Origin of the sequence: Pararoseomonas sp. SCSIO 73927 (genome assembly GCF_037040815.1) — a bacterium.
Classification (GTDB): domain Bacteria; phylum Pseudomonadota; class Alphaproteobacteria; order Acetobacterales; family Acetobacteraceae; genus Roseomonas.
In genome coordinates, this window is the sequence record NZ_CP146232.1 from 2,624,189 (window position 1) to 2,637,406 (window position 13,218).

The window sequence follows — 13,218 nt, forward strand, 5'->3', positions numbered from 1 at the left end:
GCTCCTGACCGGCATGAACGAGGTCCACCCGGATTCCCGCTTCAACCGCGGCCTCTGAGGACGGCAAGCAGCGCCTGGGCCGGATGCAGCAGGGCCGTGTTCTCCAGGCGCTTGACCTGGGACCGGCACGAATAGCCGGTGACCAGCAGGCCATCCTGGCCCGGAGCCACGTGCTGCTTCCAACTCAGTCCGTAGAGGTGCTCGGACATGGCGCGGTGCTCGGCCTCGTGGCCGTAGGTGCCCGCCATGCCGCAGCAGCCCGCCGCAAGGACGTCCAGCTGCAGGCCATGGCGCGCGAACACTGTCTGCCACTCGCGTGGAGAGGCCGCCGCGTTGGTGCGCTCGGTGCAGTGCGACAGCAGACGAAAGGCACCCGGGGCAAGTGCCTGCGGCACATCGCCGTTCTTCCGGGCCAGCCACTCCTGCAAAAGCAGCACAGCTGGGACCTCAACGCCCGCCTCCCGGTACTCGCCACGGTAGGCCAGCGTCATCGAGGGATCGATCCCGACGAGCGGAACCCCGGTGCCCGCCAGCTCCGCCAGCATCGCCGCGTTTGCCTCGGCCGCCCGGCCGAAGGCGCCGAGGAAGCCGTGAACGTGGAGCGGCTTCCCGTTCGGCCGGAACGGCGCGACCCAGGGCCGGGCGCCGAGCGCCAGCATCAGGTCCAGCACGTCGAGCAGGAGCCGGGTCTCGTTGAAGCTCGTGAAGGCGTCCTGGACGAGGATGACGGAGCGGTCGCGCTCGGCGTCCGGCAGGTCCCGCAGCGCCCCCGGTGCGGCCAGCGCGATGCCGCGTGCGGCGAGCGCCGCCGGGAGGTCGATGCCGGAGACGGGCGGGCTGTCCACCAGCCCAAGGGCGCGCAGCGCGGCGCGGCCCGGGGCGCTGCCCACCGCGGCGTTGTAGAGGCGAGGGAACCGCGCCGCGCGGGGCAGGGCGCGCTCCACCCCGGCGACGAGGTGGTGGCGCAGGGGCCGCAGGTAACGGCCGTGATAGAGCTCCAGGAACCTCGCCCGGAACCCCGGCACGTCCACCTTGATCGGGCAGCCGCCGGTGCAGGACTTGCAGGCGAGGCAGCCGTCCATCGCCTCCTTCACCCCGTGGGAGAAGTCGGCCTCGCCACGCCGCCGCGCCAGCGTGTTCCGCAGGCGGGCGAGGAAGCCGCGCAGGGGAGGGGCGGCGCGCAGGGTGCGGGCCTCCGCCACCGGGTCCACCCCGGCCTCGCTCAGCCGCCGCAGCCATTCCCGCACCAGCATCGCCCGGCCCTTGGGGGAGTGCCGCCGTTCCCGCGTGCCCTTCCAGGAGGGGCACATCGCCGTGTCCGTGTCCCAGTCGAAGCAGACGCCGTTGCCGTTGCAGTGCATCGCGGTGTCGTAGGGGGCGCGCACCGCTTCGGGGATCGCGCGATCCGCCGCACCGCGGGTCGGCACGCCGTCCACCCGCAGCAGCTCGCCGCCCTCGGGCGGTGTGGCGATCTTGCCGGGGTTGAGCTGGTTGTGCGGGTCGAAGGCGCCCTTCACCGCCTGCAGCAGCGGGTAGAGCGGGCCGAAGAAGCGCGGGGAATACTCGGAGCGCACGCCCTTGCCGTGCTCGCCCCAGAGCAGGCCGCCGTAGCGTTGAGTGAGAGCCGCGACGGCGTCGGAGACCTCGCGGATCAGCCGCTCCTGCGCGGGGTCCTTCATGTCGATGGCCGGGCGGACATGCAGCACGCCCGCATCGGCGTGCCCGAACATGCCGTAGTCCAGCCCGGCGCCGTCCAGCAGTGCGCGGAACTCGGCGATGTAGTCCGCCAGGCGCTCCGGCGGAACGGCGGTGTCCTCGACGAAGGCGATGGGGCGCCGCTCCCCCGCCATGTTGCCGAGCAGGCCGACGGCGCGCTTGCGCATGTCCCAGACGGCGCCCACCGCCGCCTCGCCGCGGGCAACCGTATAGCCCAGTCGGGTTCCGGCCAAGCCCTCCGTGTCCAGCATCGCGGTCAGGCGCCCGACCGAGGCCTCGACGGCGGCCTGGGCGTCGCCCACGAACTCCACCAGCAGCACGCCCCGCACCGGCCGTCCGGCATCTTCCGGGAAGAAGGCGCGCACGCCCTCCCAGACGATGTCCTGCTGCGCCAGGGCAAGAACCTTGCTGTCCACCGTCTCGACCGAGGCGGCCCCGAAGGCCATCAGCGCGCCCGCGTCGCGCAGCGCCGCGTCGAAGCTGGCGTAGCGCAGGTTTACCAGCGCGACGTGCCGGGGGATGGGCAGGATGTTGAGCGTGGCCTCCGTCACCACGCCGAGCGTGCCCTCGGCGCCGCAGATCACGCTGTTCAGGTCGAAGCGGCCCCCGGCGTCCCGGATATGGGCGAGGTCGTAGCCGGTCAGGCAGCGGTTCAGCTTCGGGAAGCCTGCCTCGATCTCGGCCGCGTGCTCGCGTTGGATGGTGTCCACCGCCCGGTGGACGGCACCCACCAGGTCAGGGCGACGCTGGATGGCATGAAGGACCTCGTTCTCCAGTGGGCGGGAGTCCCAGGCCGTCCCGTCGGTCAGGACAGTGGTGAGCCCCAGCACGTGGTCCCGCGTCTTGCCGTAGAGGCAGGAGCCCTGGCCGGAGGCGTCGGTCGATATCATCCCGCCGATCGTGGCGCGGTTGGAGGTGGAGAGCTCCGGCGCGAAGAACAGGCCGTGCGGCGCGAGGGCGGCGTTGAGCTGGTCTTTCACCACCCCCGCCTGCACGCGCACGCGCCGTCCCGCCGGGTCGATCTCCAGGACGCGGTTCATGTGGCGGGACAGGTCGAGCACGATGCCTGCCGTGAGGGACTGGCCGTTCGTGCCCGTGCCGCCGCCGCGCGGCGCCAGCACCACCCTGCGGAAGCGCTCCTCCGCCAGCAGGCGCATCACGCGCGCCACGTCCGCCGTGTCGTGCGGGAAGAGCACGGCCTGGGGCGGGACGCGGTATATGGAGTTGTCGGTGGCGAAGACCATCCGGTCCGCGTCGCCTGCCGACATATCGCCTGCGAACCCGGCCGCTCGCAGCGCGTCCAGGAAGGCACGGGTGAGCGCCTCGGGCGGAGGTGCCTCGGGGATGCGCGGGATCATGGCAGGAAGTCGTCCCTCTTCCCTGTCGCAGGTGATCCCGCCCAGGACGGAGCGTCCCGGGGCGTGGCGTGCCGTCCGGCCAGGCTGCTCCGTCCTGGGCAGGTTCTCAGTTCGCGGTGATCCCGGCGTCGCGGATGATCGGCTCCCACTTCTGGAGCTCCTCCTGCAGCCAGGCCCTGGCGCTCTCCGGCGTGCTGTCCGAACGGGTCTGCATGGTAAGGTCCTGCAGACGCTGACGCACGGCCGGGTTCGCCATCACGCCGTTTATGGCCCTGTTGATCGTCTGGACGGTAGCCGACGGCGTGCCGGACGGCGTCAGCACCATGTGCCAGGTGTAGGCCTCGTATCCGGGCAGGCCTGCCTCCTGGAACGTCGGCAGGTCAGGAGCCTGCGGGATCCTCGCCGCGGAGGAGACGGCCATGCCCTTCACCTCGCCCCGCTGCACGAAGGGCAGCGCGCTCGCGGCGACGTCCAGCATCATGCTGAGATTGCCGTTCAGCAGGTCCGGCATGGCAGCGGCCGATCCACGATAGGGAACGTGGCTGGCCTTCAGGCCGCCCGCCTTCAGCAGGAACAGCTCGGCCGCGAGGTGCAGGGCGCCTCCTGCGCCGGAGCTGCCGTAGGTGTACTCGCCGGGCTTCTCCCGGATGGCCGCGATCACTTCCCCGAGGTTCGCACCCGGCATGTTCCTGCCCGTCATCAGGATCATGGGGATGACGCCGGTCAGCGCCACCGGCGTGAAGTCGCCGACCGGGTCGAAGGGCAGGTTCCTGAAGATGGCCCGGAGCGTGGCGTGCGAGATGGTGGTGTAGAGGAGCGTGTGGCCGTCCTTGGGTGCCTTGGCGACCGCGTCCGTGCCGATGACCACGCCCGATCCCGTGCGGTTCTCCACGACGACACGCTGCGGCAAGGATTTCGAGAGCTCGTCGGCGATCAGCCGGGCGGGCACGTCGGTCGGGCCGCCTGGGGCGTAGGGCACCACGAGCCTCACGGGCTGGACGGGCCAGCTCGGCTGCGCGTTCGCGGCGACAGGGTGAAGGGCGCCGGAGGCAGCAAGTCCGGCAGAGGCGCCGAGCACGTGGCGGCGTGAGAACATCCCTGGATCTCCTTGTCTTCTTGTTGTCGGCAGTCGTGGTGGCCGTAGGTCTGAGGCCCTCGAAACGTCGGGATGGGGCTAGTCGGCTTCCGGCGGGATGACGTTGGTGGTCAGCCCGTCGAGCAGGACGTCCCGCATGGTCTCGGCGCCCTTGACCCTGATGTCGTGCAGGGATTCCGGGGCATGGAAGGCACTATGGGGGGTGATGACCAGGCGCCCGCGCAGCCACTCCTCCCGCGCGCGGTAGGCACGCACGAGGTCCGGCTCCGGCTGCGGGACCGGCTCGATCGGAAGGACATCCAGTCCTGCCCCGGCCAGGTGGCCGTCCCGGAGACATCGCTCCACAGCGCCGAGATCCAGCACCGGCCCACGTGAGGTGTTCACCACGACAGCATCAGGCGGAAGCTGGCGCAGTTCCGCCTCGCCGATCATCCCGCGCGTCTCGGGCGTGAGCAGGCAATGGAGGGAGAGGACGTCGCTCTGCCGCAGCAGCTCAGGCAGCGTCCGTGCTCGCCCTATGCCGATCGCGCGGTCTACCCCGTTGGGCAGCTTGGGGTCGAAGAACACGACCCTGAAGCCGAACGCCTTGGCGCGAAGGGCCGCCGCCGTGCCGATGCGGCCGAGCCCCACGATGCCGAAGGTCTGTACCGAGGACCGGCGGATCACCGGGTGGTCGATATAGGCCCAGGGTGGAGGCGGCTCGGCACGCTGGACGTCGTGCTGCAGCAGCAGGCCGCGCCGCAGCGCCAGCGCCATGGCCACGGCATGGTCGGCGATCTCCGCCGTGCCGTAGTCCGGCACGTTGCAGACCTGCACGCCCCGCTCGGCGCAGGCCGCCCGGTCCACCCGGTCGTAGCCGACGCCAAGTCTCACCACCGTCCGCAGCCGTGGGAAGAGGTCGAGGTCCTCGGCCCGTAGCCAGTTGCGGAACACGAAGAGTCCTTCGGCCCGCGCCCGCAGCTCGGGCGGGAGGGTGTCGTAACGCCCCATCCCGCCGCCCCGAACCAGCTCGACGCCCGGCCCGAAGATCGGGCGCTCGAGCTCGTCGCCCTCGTAGAGCCCCTCCGGCTCGAGGATCGTCACCTGCGGCATCGGCTGGTCTCCCTCACACGCTGGCGATCAGGCCACCATCCACACGGATGATGGAACCTGTGATGTACGAGGCTCGCGCGGAGGCCAGGAAGGCGACGGCGTCCCCGTACTCCTCTGGATCGCCGTAGCGTCCGACCGGGATCGACCCCGTGCTCTCGGCGGTGACCTCCTCCACCGGACGGCCTTCCCGCTTGGCCTTCTGCTCGTCCAGGAAGCGGATGCGGTCTGTGGCGACACGGCCGGGCAGGATGATGTTGGAGGTGATGCCATCGCGCCCCACCTCGCGTGCCAGGGTCTTTGACCAGCCCACCAGGGTGGAGCGCAGGGCGTTGGACAGGCCCAGGTTCGGGATCGGCGCCACCACGCCGGAGGAGGTGCTGGTGACGATGCGGCCCCAGCCCGCATCGCGCATGCCGGGCAGCACGCGATCAGTGATGGCGATCACCGAGAGCACCATGGCGTTGAAGTGCCTGGCCCAGGCGGCTGGTTCCTGTCCCGAGACCGGCGTGGGAGGCGGGCCGCCCGTGTTGTTTACGAGGATGCCCACCGGGCCGTGGCGTTCCTCGACCGAGCGGACGTGGCCGTCCACGGCGGACAGGTCGGCTAGGTCCCACACCAGCGTCTGTATGGTACCGCCGACAGCGGACACGGCCTGCCGTGTCCCTTCCAGGGCGTCCGCGCTGATGTCCGCCGCGGTGACCTTCGCGCCCTCTCGTGCCAGCGCGACGGAGATGGCGCGGCCGAGCCCGCCGCCGCCGCCCAGCACCAGGGCGGAGCGGCCTTCGATTCCGAGATCCATGGTTCGTCCTTCCTCAGGCCGCCAGCTTCTCTGCGCGCCGGTCCTGGCGCGCGAGGCGGGCGAGCAGGTACTCGACTTCGGCCTTCGCCTTGACGGTAAGCGAGGCGCCCGGCTTGCGCTGCGCATCGGAGGCGATGATGCCGCGCCTGGCCATGACGTACTTCCTCACGGCAAGTCCGGTCGGCCCCTGCTGCTGCTCGTAGCGGAGCAGCGGCAGGTGGGCGTCGAAGAGGTCGTGCGCCTCGTCGCGGCGCCCATCGGCCTGCAGGCGCACGACATCCACCAGCATGTCGGGGAACGCGTAGCCGGTCATGGCGCCATCGGCGCCGCGCTCTACCTCGAAGTCGAGGAACAGGCCACCGTTGCCGCAGAGGATGGAGATGGGCCGCATGGAGCCGTCCTCCTGGAAGCCGCGCAGTGTCGAGATCTTCTCGAGGCCAGGCCAGTCCTCATGCTTCAGCATGACGCAGGCAGCGTTGTCCTGCACGATGCGGCGGATCACGCCCGTCGTCATGACGACCGAGAAGGTCTGCGGGAAGTCCTGGATGACGAAGGGCACGTCCTCGCCGATCGCCTCGGAGGCCTGGCGGTAGTAGGTCACGATCTGGTCGTCGGTGCGCAGCGTGTTGGGCGGCGCGATCATCACCCCGGCCGCACCCGCGTCCATGGCGGCTCGCGCCAGGCTGCGCATGGCGGCAAAGCCGGGGGCGGAGACGCCCACGATGACCGGCAGCCCCTCGGCCCTGCGGACGAAGCGGGTTGCGAGCTCGAGCGCCTCCGCCCCGTCCAGCTTGGGCGCCTCGCCCATGACGCCGAGCACCGTCATGCCGGTGGCGCCGACCCCACGGTAGAAGTCGGTCATGCGGTCGACCGAGGCGAAGTCGACGCGGCCATCCGCGTGGAATGGCGTCGGCGCGATCGGGTAGACGCCCCGGGCGCTGTGATTCAGGGGCATCGGGTTCCTCCGGCTCTTGTCGTCCCGAATGCTAGCGTCCCGACATAAGCGAGGAGAACCGTACCCTTTCCGCTTTCAGAAGACGGATTTTCCGGTATGTCCCGATGTCATGTGCCGACCACCGGGGTCCGCAGTTCGGGCAGGGTGCCGATACGTGCCGCCATCAGGGCGCCCGGTCCCACCCTGCCGACACTGTTGGGCGTACCCGTACAGATCAGGTCCCCCGCAGCCAGGCCGAAGGTGGCCGAGAGATGGCTGATGATCTCGGGAACGCTCCAGTTCATGTCCTTGAGGTCTCCTTCGGTGGCTACATTGCCGTTCGCTGTCAGAACCAGGCGGCCTTCCCTGGGATGGCCGCTCCTGGCCACGGGCATGATGGCCGAACACGGCGCCGACTGGTCGAAGGACTTCGCAGCCTCCCAGCGATGGCGTTTCTCCTTGGCGACTGTCTGCAAGTCGCGCCGTGTCATGTCGAGACCGACGGCGTGCTGTCGAGTGGCATCCCTGCCTGCGCCGGAGCGAGGCCGAGGGCACCCGTCGTCCCCGCACCGGCCACCAGGAGACTGCGTCGTCCATGCATGCTCGATCCTTTCCGTGCCTATAGCCGTCGCGTCGCGGTCGTCGCTCGCCGTCTCGCAGGTGCGACATGGATGGTTCGACAAGGGGTGAACCCTGGATTACCCTGCTTCAGAAGAAGGATAATCCTTTGGATGAACACGCGGTTCCTTACCACCTTCTGCGCAGTGGCCGAGGCCGGGTCGGTCGCGGCTGCCGCGCGCCAGCTCAATCTCGCCACGGCTTCGGTCAGCGAGCAGATGCGCAGCCTCGAGAAGGAGGTCGGCGTGCCCCTGGTCATTCGGCAGGGACGTGGGATCGTGCTGACGGAGGCGGGACAGGCGATCCTCCAGTGCGCCAAGGAGATCCTGGTGCAGGTCGATGACCTCCGGCACATCGCCCAGGTCGGCCGCGTGAGCGGCCAGCTGCGGATCGGCTCGATCTCGACGGCGCTGATCACCATCATGCCACCGGCGCTGCGTCGCATGGCAGAGCAGCACCCCGGCGTCGAGATCAAGGTGGTGCCAGGGACTTCGGCGCTTCTCTACCGCATGCTGGAGAACGGCGATCTCGACTGCGCGCTTGCCGTGGAGCCACCGTTCACCCTGCCCAAGGGGCTACGCTGGGAGGAGGTCCGCAAGGAGCCTCTCACGCTCGTCGCCCCGGCGGCAGTCAAGGGCGCCACGCTCGAGGAGGTGCTGCAGTTCCTGCCCTTGATCCGGATGGACCGGGATGCCTGGACCGGGAGGCTCATCACCGCCTTTCTGACCGACAGCAATCTCCGGCCGCAGGAGCTCTTCGAACTGGATGCCCAGGAGGCCATCGTCATGCTGGTCGCTCAGGGCCTGGGGGTCAGCCTGCTGCCCGACTGGGGCATCGTCTCGCCGGGCACAGGGCCCATCCGCAAGCTCACCATCCCCAGCCAGCGGTACGCCCGGTCCGTCGGGCTGACCTCACGCCGGGGCGGGCGGGACACCATCGTCGGCCGCTTCACGGAAGCGCTCCGGCACGGTCTTTAGGGCGGCAGTACCGGCTGTGTGCAGGCCTTACCTGGACCACGTTCATCCTCGGTCCTGGAAGTCAGCCCGACTGCCGTATCTGCCTTCGATCCTGCAGTACTGAATGCCTCCTTCACGAGGCGCCTTCCGACCTGGCCTCCGGGCTGTCACTCTCTACTTCGATGGCCGGTCACGAGAGACGAGCGTGGGCCATCGGACGACAGGTGCGGCAGACACCGGTCCACACTACATGGCCGTCATGGTGTCATGAGCGTGGTCCTCGTGGCGCCTGGCTGTTCGGAATGGGGCCACACCGTTCTGCCGGGCAGGAAAGCGATGCCGTCCCGTGCTCCGGCAGCGGGACAGGGTGGGCACCTGACGAGGTGCTCCCGGCTGCCGCCCCGACGCCTGATGGACCGGGCTGACCGACGATGGCGTGATCGCTCTCGGCAGCCGCGTGCAAGGCGCGGGTCAGGATGGGACGTCCGCACCCCTTGTCGCAGCAGCCTTCGAGATGACCCGCTGCAGGGCACGCCCAACCTGATCTGCCGAGTAGGGCTTGTGCAGCAGCTCGAAGCCATGGTCGGCCTCCTGCGCGAGCACGTGGCTGTAGCCTGAAGTCAGGACCACAGGCAGGCCGGGCAGCCGCTCGCGCAGGGTCTGCGCCAGGACAATGCCGCCCATGCCAGGCATGACGACGTCGGAGAAGACCACGTCGAAGCCGTGCCCGTCCGCGCCCAGGCGCGCCAGCGCCTCTTCGGCATTGGCGGCCCAGGCAGTACGGTAACCAAGGTCCTCCAGGATCTGCGTGCAGAACCGCCCGACCTCGATGTTGTCCTCGACGACCAGCACGCACTGTCCTGTTCCGGCCGGGGCTGGCGCCCTTCCCGTGTCGTCGCTGTCTGCCGCCCCACCCTCGGCCCTCTCCTCCGGCAGGTAGAGCGTGAACGTCGTGCCGTCGCCGACCACGCTTCGCACGTCCACGTCTCCGCCCGACTGCTTGGCGAAGCCGAACACCTGGGACAGGCCGAGGCCGGTGCCCTTGCCGACCTCCTTGGTGGTGTAGAATGGCTCGAAGATGCGCGAGATCTGGCCGGGCGCGATGCCGGAACCGGTGTCGGTGACCGACACCGCGACGAAGCGGTCCTGCGATCCCGCATGCCCCCGGATGCCGGGAAGCGGTCCGGGAGCCGCCAGGGCGAGGGTCAGCCTGCCTTGGCCCTCCATGGCGTCGCGGGCGTTCACCGCCATGTTGACCAGCGCCGTCTCGAACTGGCTTACGTCGGCGCGCGCGAAGCAGGGTTCGTCCGGCACCTCGATGGCAACGTGGATGCGGGATCCCGTCACCGTGTCGAGCATCTCCCCTACCGCTCGCAGGCGGGCACCCACGTCGAACACCTCCGGCTTCAGTGCCTGCCGCCGGGCGAAGGCCAGGAGCTGGCCGGTGAGCCTCGCGGCTCGGTCGACCGTGTCCGACACGGCTTCGACGTAGCGCTGCCTGCGTTCCTCGGGCAGACCGGGACGGCGCAGGAAGTCGACCGAGGAGCGGATGATGGTCAGGAGATTGTTGAAGTCGTGGGCCACGCCACCCGTGAGCTGGCCGACGGTCTCCATCTTCTGGCTCTGCCGCAGGGCGTCCTCGGTCTTCTGCAGCGCCTCGGCCTGCTCCTTCTCCCGCTGGATGTCCCGGCCTACCGCGAAGATCCGGCCATCTTCGGGCCGGGCCGCCCAGGCAATCCAGCGATGGCTGCCGTCCTTGTGACGGAACCGGTTGTCGAAACGCCAGGGCGCCTCGCCGCTCTCCAGCGCAGCGATGCTCTGGATCGAACGCTCCAGATCGTCGGGATGGACCAGCTCGAGGAGATCGCGCCCGAGAAGCTCGGCCTCGGTCCAGCCGAGCACCGCCTCCCAGGCCGGGTTGGTCGCCGTGACGGTTCCGCCGAAGCCCGCGACGAGCATGATATCGGTCGAGAGGCGCCAGATGCGGTCGCGGTCGCGTGTCCGCTCCTCCACCTGGGCCTCCAGGGAGGCAGTCAGGTCGAGGAGGGCATCTTCCGCCTTCCTGCGCTCGGTGATGTCGTTGAATAGGATCGCCACACGCCGCGCGGCCGGATCGCCGATCCGGAGTGCCTGGACATCGTACCAGCGTTGGAAGGGCTCGGCCGCGTTCTCGAAGCGGACAGGTTCGCCGGTCAGCGCCACGGATCCATAGGCCTCGAACCAGTGTGCCTCCAGGTTCGGAGCGAAGTCGCTGACCCAGCGTCCTGTCACACCGGACTGGCCAGTCAGCCGCTCGAAGGCAGGGTTAGCCTCCACGATGCGGTAGTCGACGGCCTTCTCGCCCTCGAACCGAAGCTCGATGATGCAGAAGCCGCTCTCGACCGTCTCGAAGAGCGTCCGGTAGCGCGCCTCGCTCGCGGCCAGGGCTACCTCGCCAGCCTTCCGGTCTGTGACGTCGGTGCCCTCGACGAAGATCCCGGTGACCTCTCCCTGGCGGTCCCTGATCGGCTGGTAGACGAAGTCCAGGTAGCGCTGATCGGCGTCTCCCCCCGGCTCTGCCTGCACGGCGTAGGATGCGCCAGACGCGAAATAGGTCTCTCCGGTCTCGAAGACGTGGTCCAGCAGCTCGAGGTAGCCTTGCGCCGCCGCATCCGGGAGAGCCTCGGCGATCGGCCTGCCGAGTACCTCCCGATGCCCGATGAGCTTCAGGTAGCTCCCGTTCGCCAGCTCGAACCGGTGGTCAGGTCCACGGAGCAGGGCCATGAAGCTCGGTGCCTGGGCGAACATCTCGGCGAGGCCGTCGCGCTGTGTCCGGAGGGCCAGGTTGCTATCGTAGACGCCCTGGGCGCGGCCAAGGATCTCGCTCCCGACGGGAGGGATGCCCAGCGCGGAGGACAGGCCCGAGCGCTCGATCGCTTCCTGGAGGTGGCGGAAGCCAGTGACGTCCACCGGATGCTGGAGGATGAACTCGACCTCCCCCGCGGTGTCGAGGACCGGTGCGTGGGTGATGCTCCAGTACCGCTCGATGAGGCCACCCACTTCCATCTCGGGTCGGGGCACATCGAAGCGGAGAAGGGCCATGGTGTCGGGCTGCCTGGTCCGGACCACCCGATCGAGGGAGGCGTCGACCTGCCGTCTGGTCTCCTCGGAGGCCGGGAAGGCGTCCCAGACCCACCGGCCGGTGATGTCGGACAGCTGTCGACCGGAGCTGGCAAGGTAGGCGCGGTTCGCCCCGACGACGTGGGACCGTCGATCGAGGACGAGATAGGGGTTCGGCGAGGTCTCGAAGAGACTCTGGTAGTTCATCAGGAGGAGATGAACCCCCTGATGCGGCCGGGCAGGGCGTCCCCCGCGAAGGGCCTGGAGATCACGTGCATGCCGGGCCTGCGGTGTCTCCTGCCGACGACGGTGTCCTCCGCAAGACCCGGGGCGAACCTGTCACTCAGTTCCGCGAGGAGCGCCAGCGCCGTGTCCGCCAGCTGGCGCTCGTTCATGCTACCGGAAAGGCCGACATCCGTCACCACGAGGCCGGTCCGGGGGACATTCGGTCGCGGGACGCCGTCGACCGCCCCGACAGCCGCGTAGCCCGGCTCCCCCGACACCTCGGTCACCGACATGCGGATGGTCGCATTGGCGGCACGGCTATCCTGGACCACGTTCCGCATCTCCGCCCCGGCCACCTATGCCAGACGGTCACGACCGAACATCCGCCAGGCGGCATCCCCCGTTGACCCTCATCAAGACCGCCCCGGTCCGGCTCAAGGACGGTCGTCGGCCAGCAGGCGAAACCGCGCGGCATGTCGCGGGTGCCAAGGTCAATCCCTGCGTTGCTCCGCTGGTGCTTCGCAGTCACGGCATGGACAGCAGTCAGGCGCTCCTGCTCCTTCGAGGACGGCCGGACTCCCGGGACTGCCAAGCCGCCTCTCGTCGGAGCGGCCCTGGTCAGCAGGGATGGACCGACCGGGAGATCCCGGCTCCGGACTTGGCAGCGTCCGAAGGCGGCCTGCCTCCCGACGAAGCGGTGCAGCTCCGTCGCGAGCGGGACGAGCAGGGGATCGCCGGAAGGCATGTCCTAGGCTAGCAGGTGTCCGACAGGTGTGAAATCCGCACCTCCGCACTGCAAGTGCCTTGTCGGCTTGGGGCGTACGGCAGGTTCGGCCTGCAGCGATCGTCCAGGTACTCAGCCTCTCGCCGGGGCTGATGAACATTCGTCCTCGGGTGTAAGCAGGCCATCGCGGACCATACTGATCATCATCTGCAGCATCTTGGGCAGGACCAGGCGAGTCCGCCCGGCCGTCAGGGCAGGATCCGGCATCCAGCGGCAGTGGACCTGTCCACGCCCGTCACGGATGAGCAACTCCCATCTGTCGCCATGACGGTGCGCCTCCGCGGTCATGAGCTGATCGGAGTGGGTGAAGAGTTCGGTGTGGACCGCCTCGCCCATAACGCCGGGTACTCCGCTGCTCCACCGGACAGGACCAGGAGCCACCGCCAGACATGCAGCTGCCGACCCGACGATGGCTCCCATCCGGCTCCCCCTAGAGCCGGGTCGCGAGCTTCTACCTGGAGGACCTGGAGGAAAGTGTTGCGATTCCAGCGTGCCAGACGGCGTCCGCCGCATGGCTCGTGGCATTGCAGGCGTACCTGAT

Annotated in this window: 9 protein-coding genes; 1 reads left to right on the forward strand and 8 read right to left on the reverse strand. The window is 69.3% G+C overall.

The features are described 5' to 3' along the window. Nucleotides 1-41: 41 nt before the first annotated feature. The 6 genes from VQH23_RS12375 to VQH23_RS12400 form a co-directional block, all read right to left on the reverse strand. Nucleotides 42-3,074 (reverse strand): FAD-binding and (Fe-S)-binding domain-containing protein, encoded by a 3,033-nt coding sequence (locus VQH23_RS12375; protein ID WP_338665950.1) that lies wholly within the window; start codon nucleotides 3,072-3,074, stop codon nucleotides 42-44. A gap of 106 nt (nucleotides 3,075-3,180) precedes the next feature. Beyond that, complete coding sequence (locus tag VQH23_RS12380) at nucleotides 3,181-4,170, reverse strand: tripartite tricarboxylate transporter substrate binding protein (protein WP_338665951.1); 990 nt, start codon at nucleotides 4,168-4,170, stop codon at nucleotides 3,181-3,183. A gap of 78 nt (nucleotides 4,171-4,248) precedes the next feature. Further along, nucleotides 4,249-5,262 carry a C-terminal binding protein gene (locus tag VQH23_RS12385; protein WP_338665952.1) on the reverse strand — a complete coding sequence of 338 codons (1,014 nt, stop codon included), beginning with the start codon at nucleotides 5,260-5,262 and terminating at the stop codon, nucleotides 4,249-4,251. 13 nt (nucleotides 5,263-5,275) lie between these two features. Beyond that, nucleotides 5,276-6,061, reverse strand: a complete 786-nt coding sequence (locus VQH23_RS12390) for an SDR family oxidoreductase (protein WP_338665953.1) — start codon at nucleotides 6,059-6,061, stop codon at nucleotides 5,276-5,278. A gap of 13 nt (nucleotides 6,062-6,074) precedes the next feature. After that, complete coding sequence (locus tag VQH23_RS12395) at nucleotides 6,075-7,016, reverse strand: dihydrodipicolinate synthase family protein (RefSeq protein WP_338665954.1); 942 nt, start codon at nucleotides 7,014-7,016, stop codon at nucleotides 6,075-6,077. A gap of 107 nt (nucleotides 7,017-7,123) precedes the next feature. Further along, the gene (locus VQH23_RS12400; RefSeq protein WP_338665955.1) at nucleotides 7,124-7,678 is read right to left on the reverse strand and encodes a fumarylacetoacetate hydrolase family protein; all 555 of its coding nucleotides are present in this window, start codon (nucleotides 7,676-7,678) and stop codon (nucleotides 7,124-7,126) included. Nucleotides 7,679-7,726: 48 nt separating this feature from the next. Between VQH23_RS12400 and VQH23_RS12405 the strand changes: the two genes are divergently transcribed. Then, on the forward strand, nucleotides 7,727-8,590 hold the full coding sequence (locus VQH23_RS12405; RefSeq protein WP_338665956.1) for a LysR family transcriptional regulator: 864 nt from the start codon (nucleotides 7,727-7,729) through the stop codon (nucleotides 8,588-8,590). A 450-nt stretch (nucleotides 8,591-9,040) separates the two neighbouring features. On the opposite strand, the gene VQH23_RS12410 is transcribed toward VQH23_RS12405, so the two are convergent. Both VQH23_RS12410 and VQH23_RS12415 read right to left on the reverse strand, forming a co-directional pair. Then, on the reverse strand, nucleotides 9,041-11,875 hold the full coding sequence (locus tag VQH23_RS12410) for a PAS domain-containing protein (protein ID WP_338665957.1): 2,835 nt from the start codon (nucleotides 11,873-11,875) through the stop codon (nucleotides 9,041-9,043). Then, nucleotides 11,875-12,225, reverse strand: coding sequence for a hypothetical protein (locus VQH23_RS12415; protein WP_338665958.1), 351 nt, complete (start codon nucleotides 12,223-12,225; stop codon nucleotides 11,875-11,877). The genes VQH23_RS12410 and VQH23_RS12415 overlap by 1 nt, the downstream gene beginning before the upstream one ends. Nucleotides 12,226-13,218: the final 993 nt, after the last annotated feature.

Coding starts and splice junctions, on each gene's coding strand:
- VQH23_RS12375 (WP_338665950.1), bottom strand. CDS start 3,074: ATGATCCCGCGCATCCCCGAGGCACCTCCGCCCGAGGCGCTCACCCGT.
- VQH23_RS12380 (WP_338665951.1), bottom strand. CDS start 4,170: ATGTTCTCACGCCGCCACGTGCTCGGCGCCTCTGCCGGACTTGCTGCC.
- VQH23_RS12385 (WP_338665952.1), bottom strand. CDS start 5,262: ATGCCGCAGGTGACGATCCTCGAGCCGGAGGGGCTCTACGAGGGCGAC.
- VQH23_RS12390 (WP_338665953.1), bottom strand. CDS start 6,061: ATGGATCTCGGAATCGAAGGCCGCTCCGCCCTGGTGCTGGGCGGCGGC.
- VQH23_RS12395 (WP_338665954.1), bottom strand. CDS start 7,016: ATGCCCCTGAATCACAGCGCCCGGGGCGTCTACCCGATCGCGCCGACG.
- VQH23_RS12405 (WP_338665956.1), top strand. CDS start 7,727: ATGAACACGCGGTTCCTTACCACCTTCTGCGCAGTGGCCGAGGCCGGG.
- VQH23_RS12410 (WP_338665957.1), bottom strand. CDS start 11,875: ATGAACTACCAGAGTCTCTTCGAGACCTCGCCGAACCCCTATCTCGTC.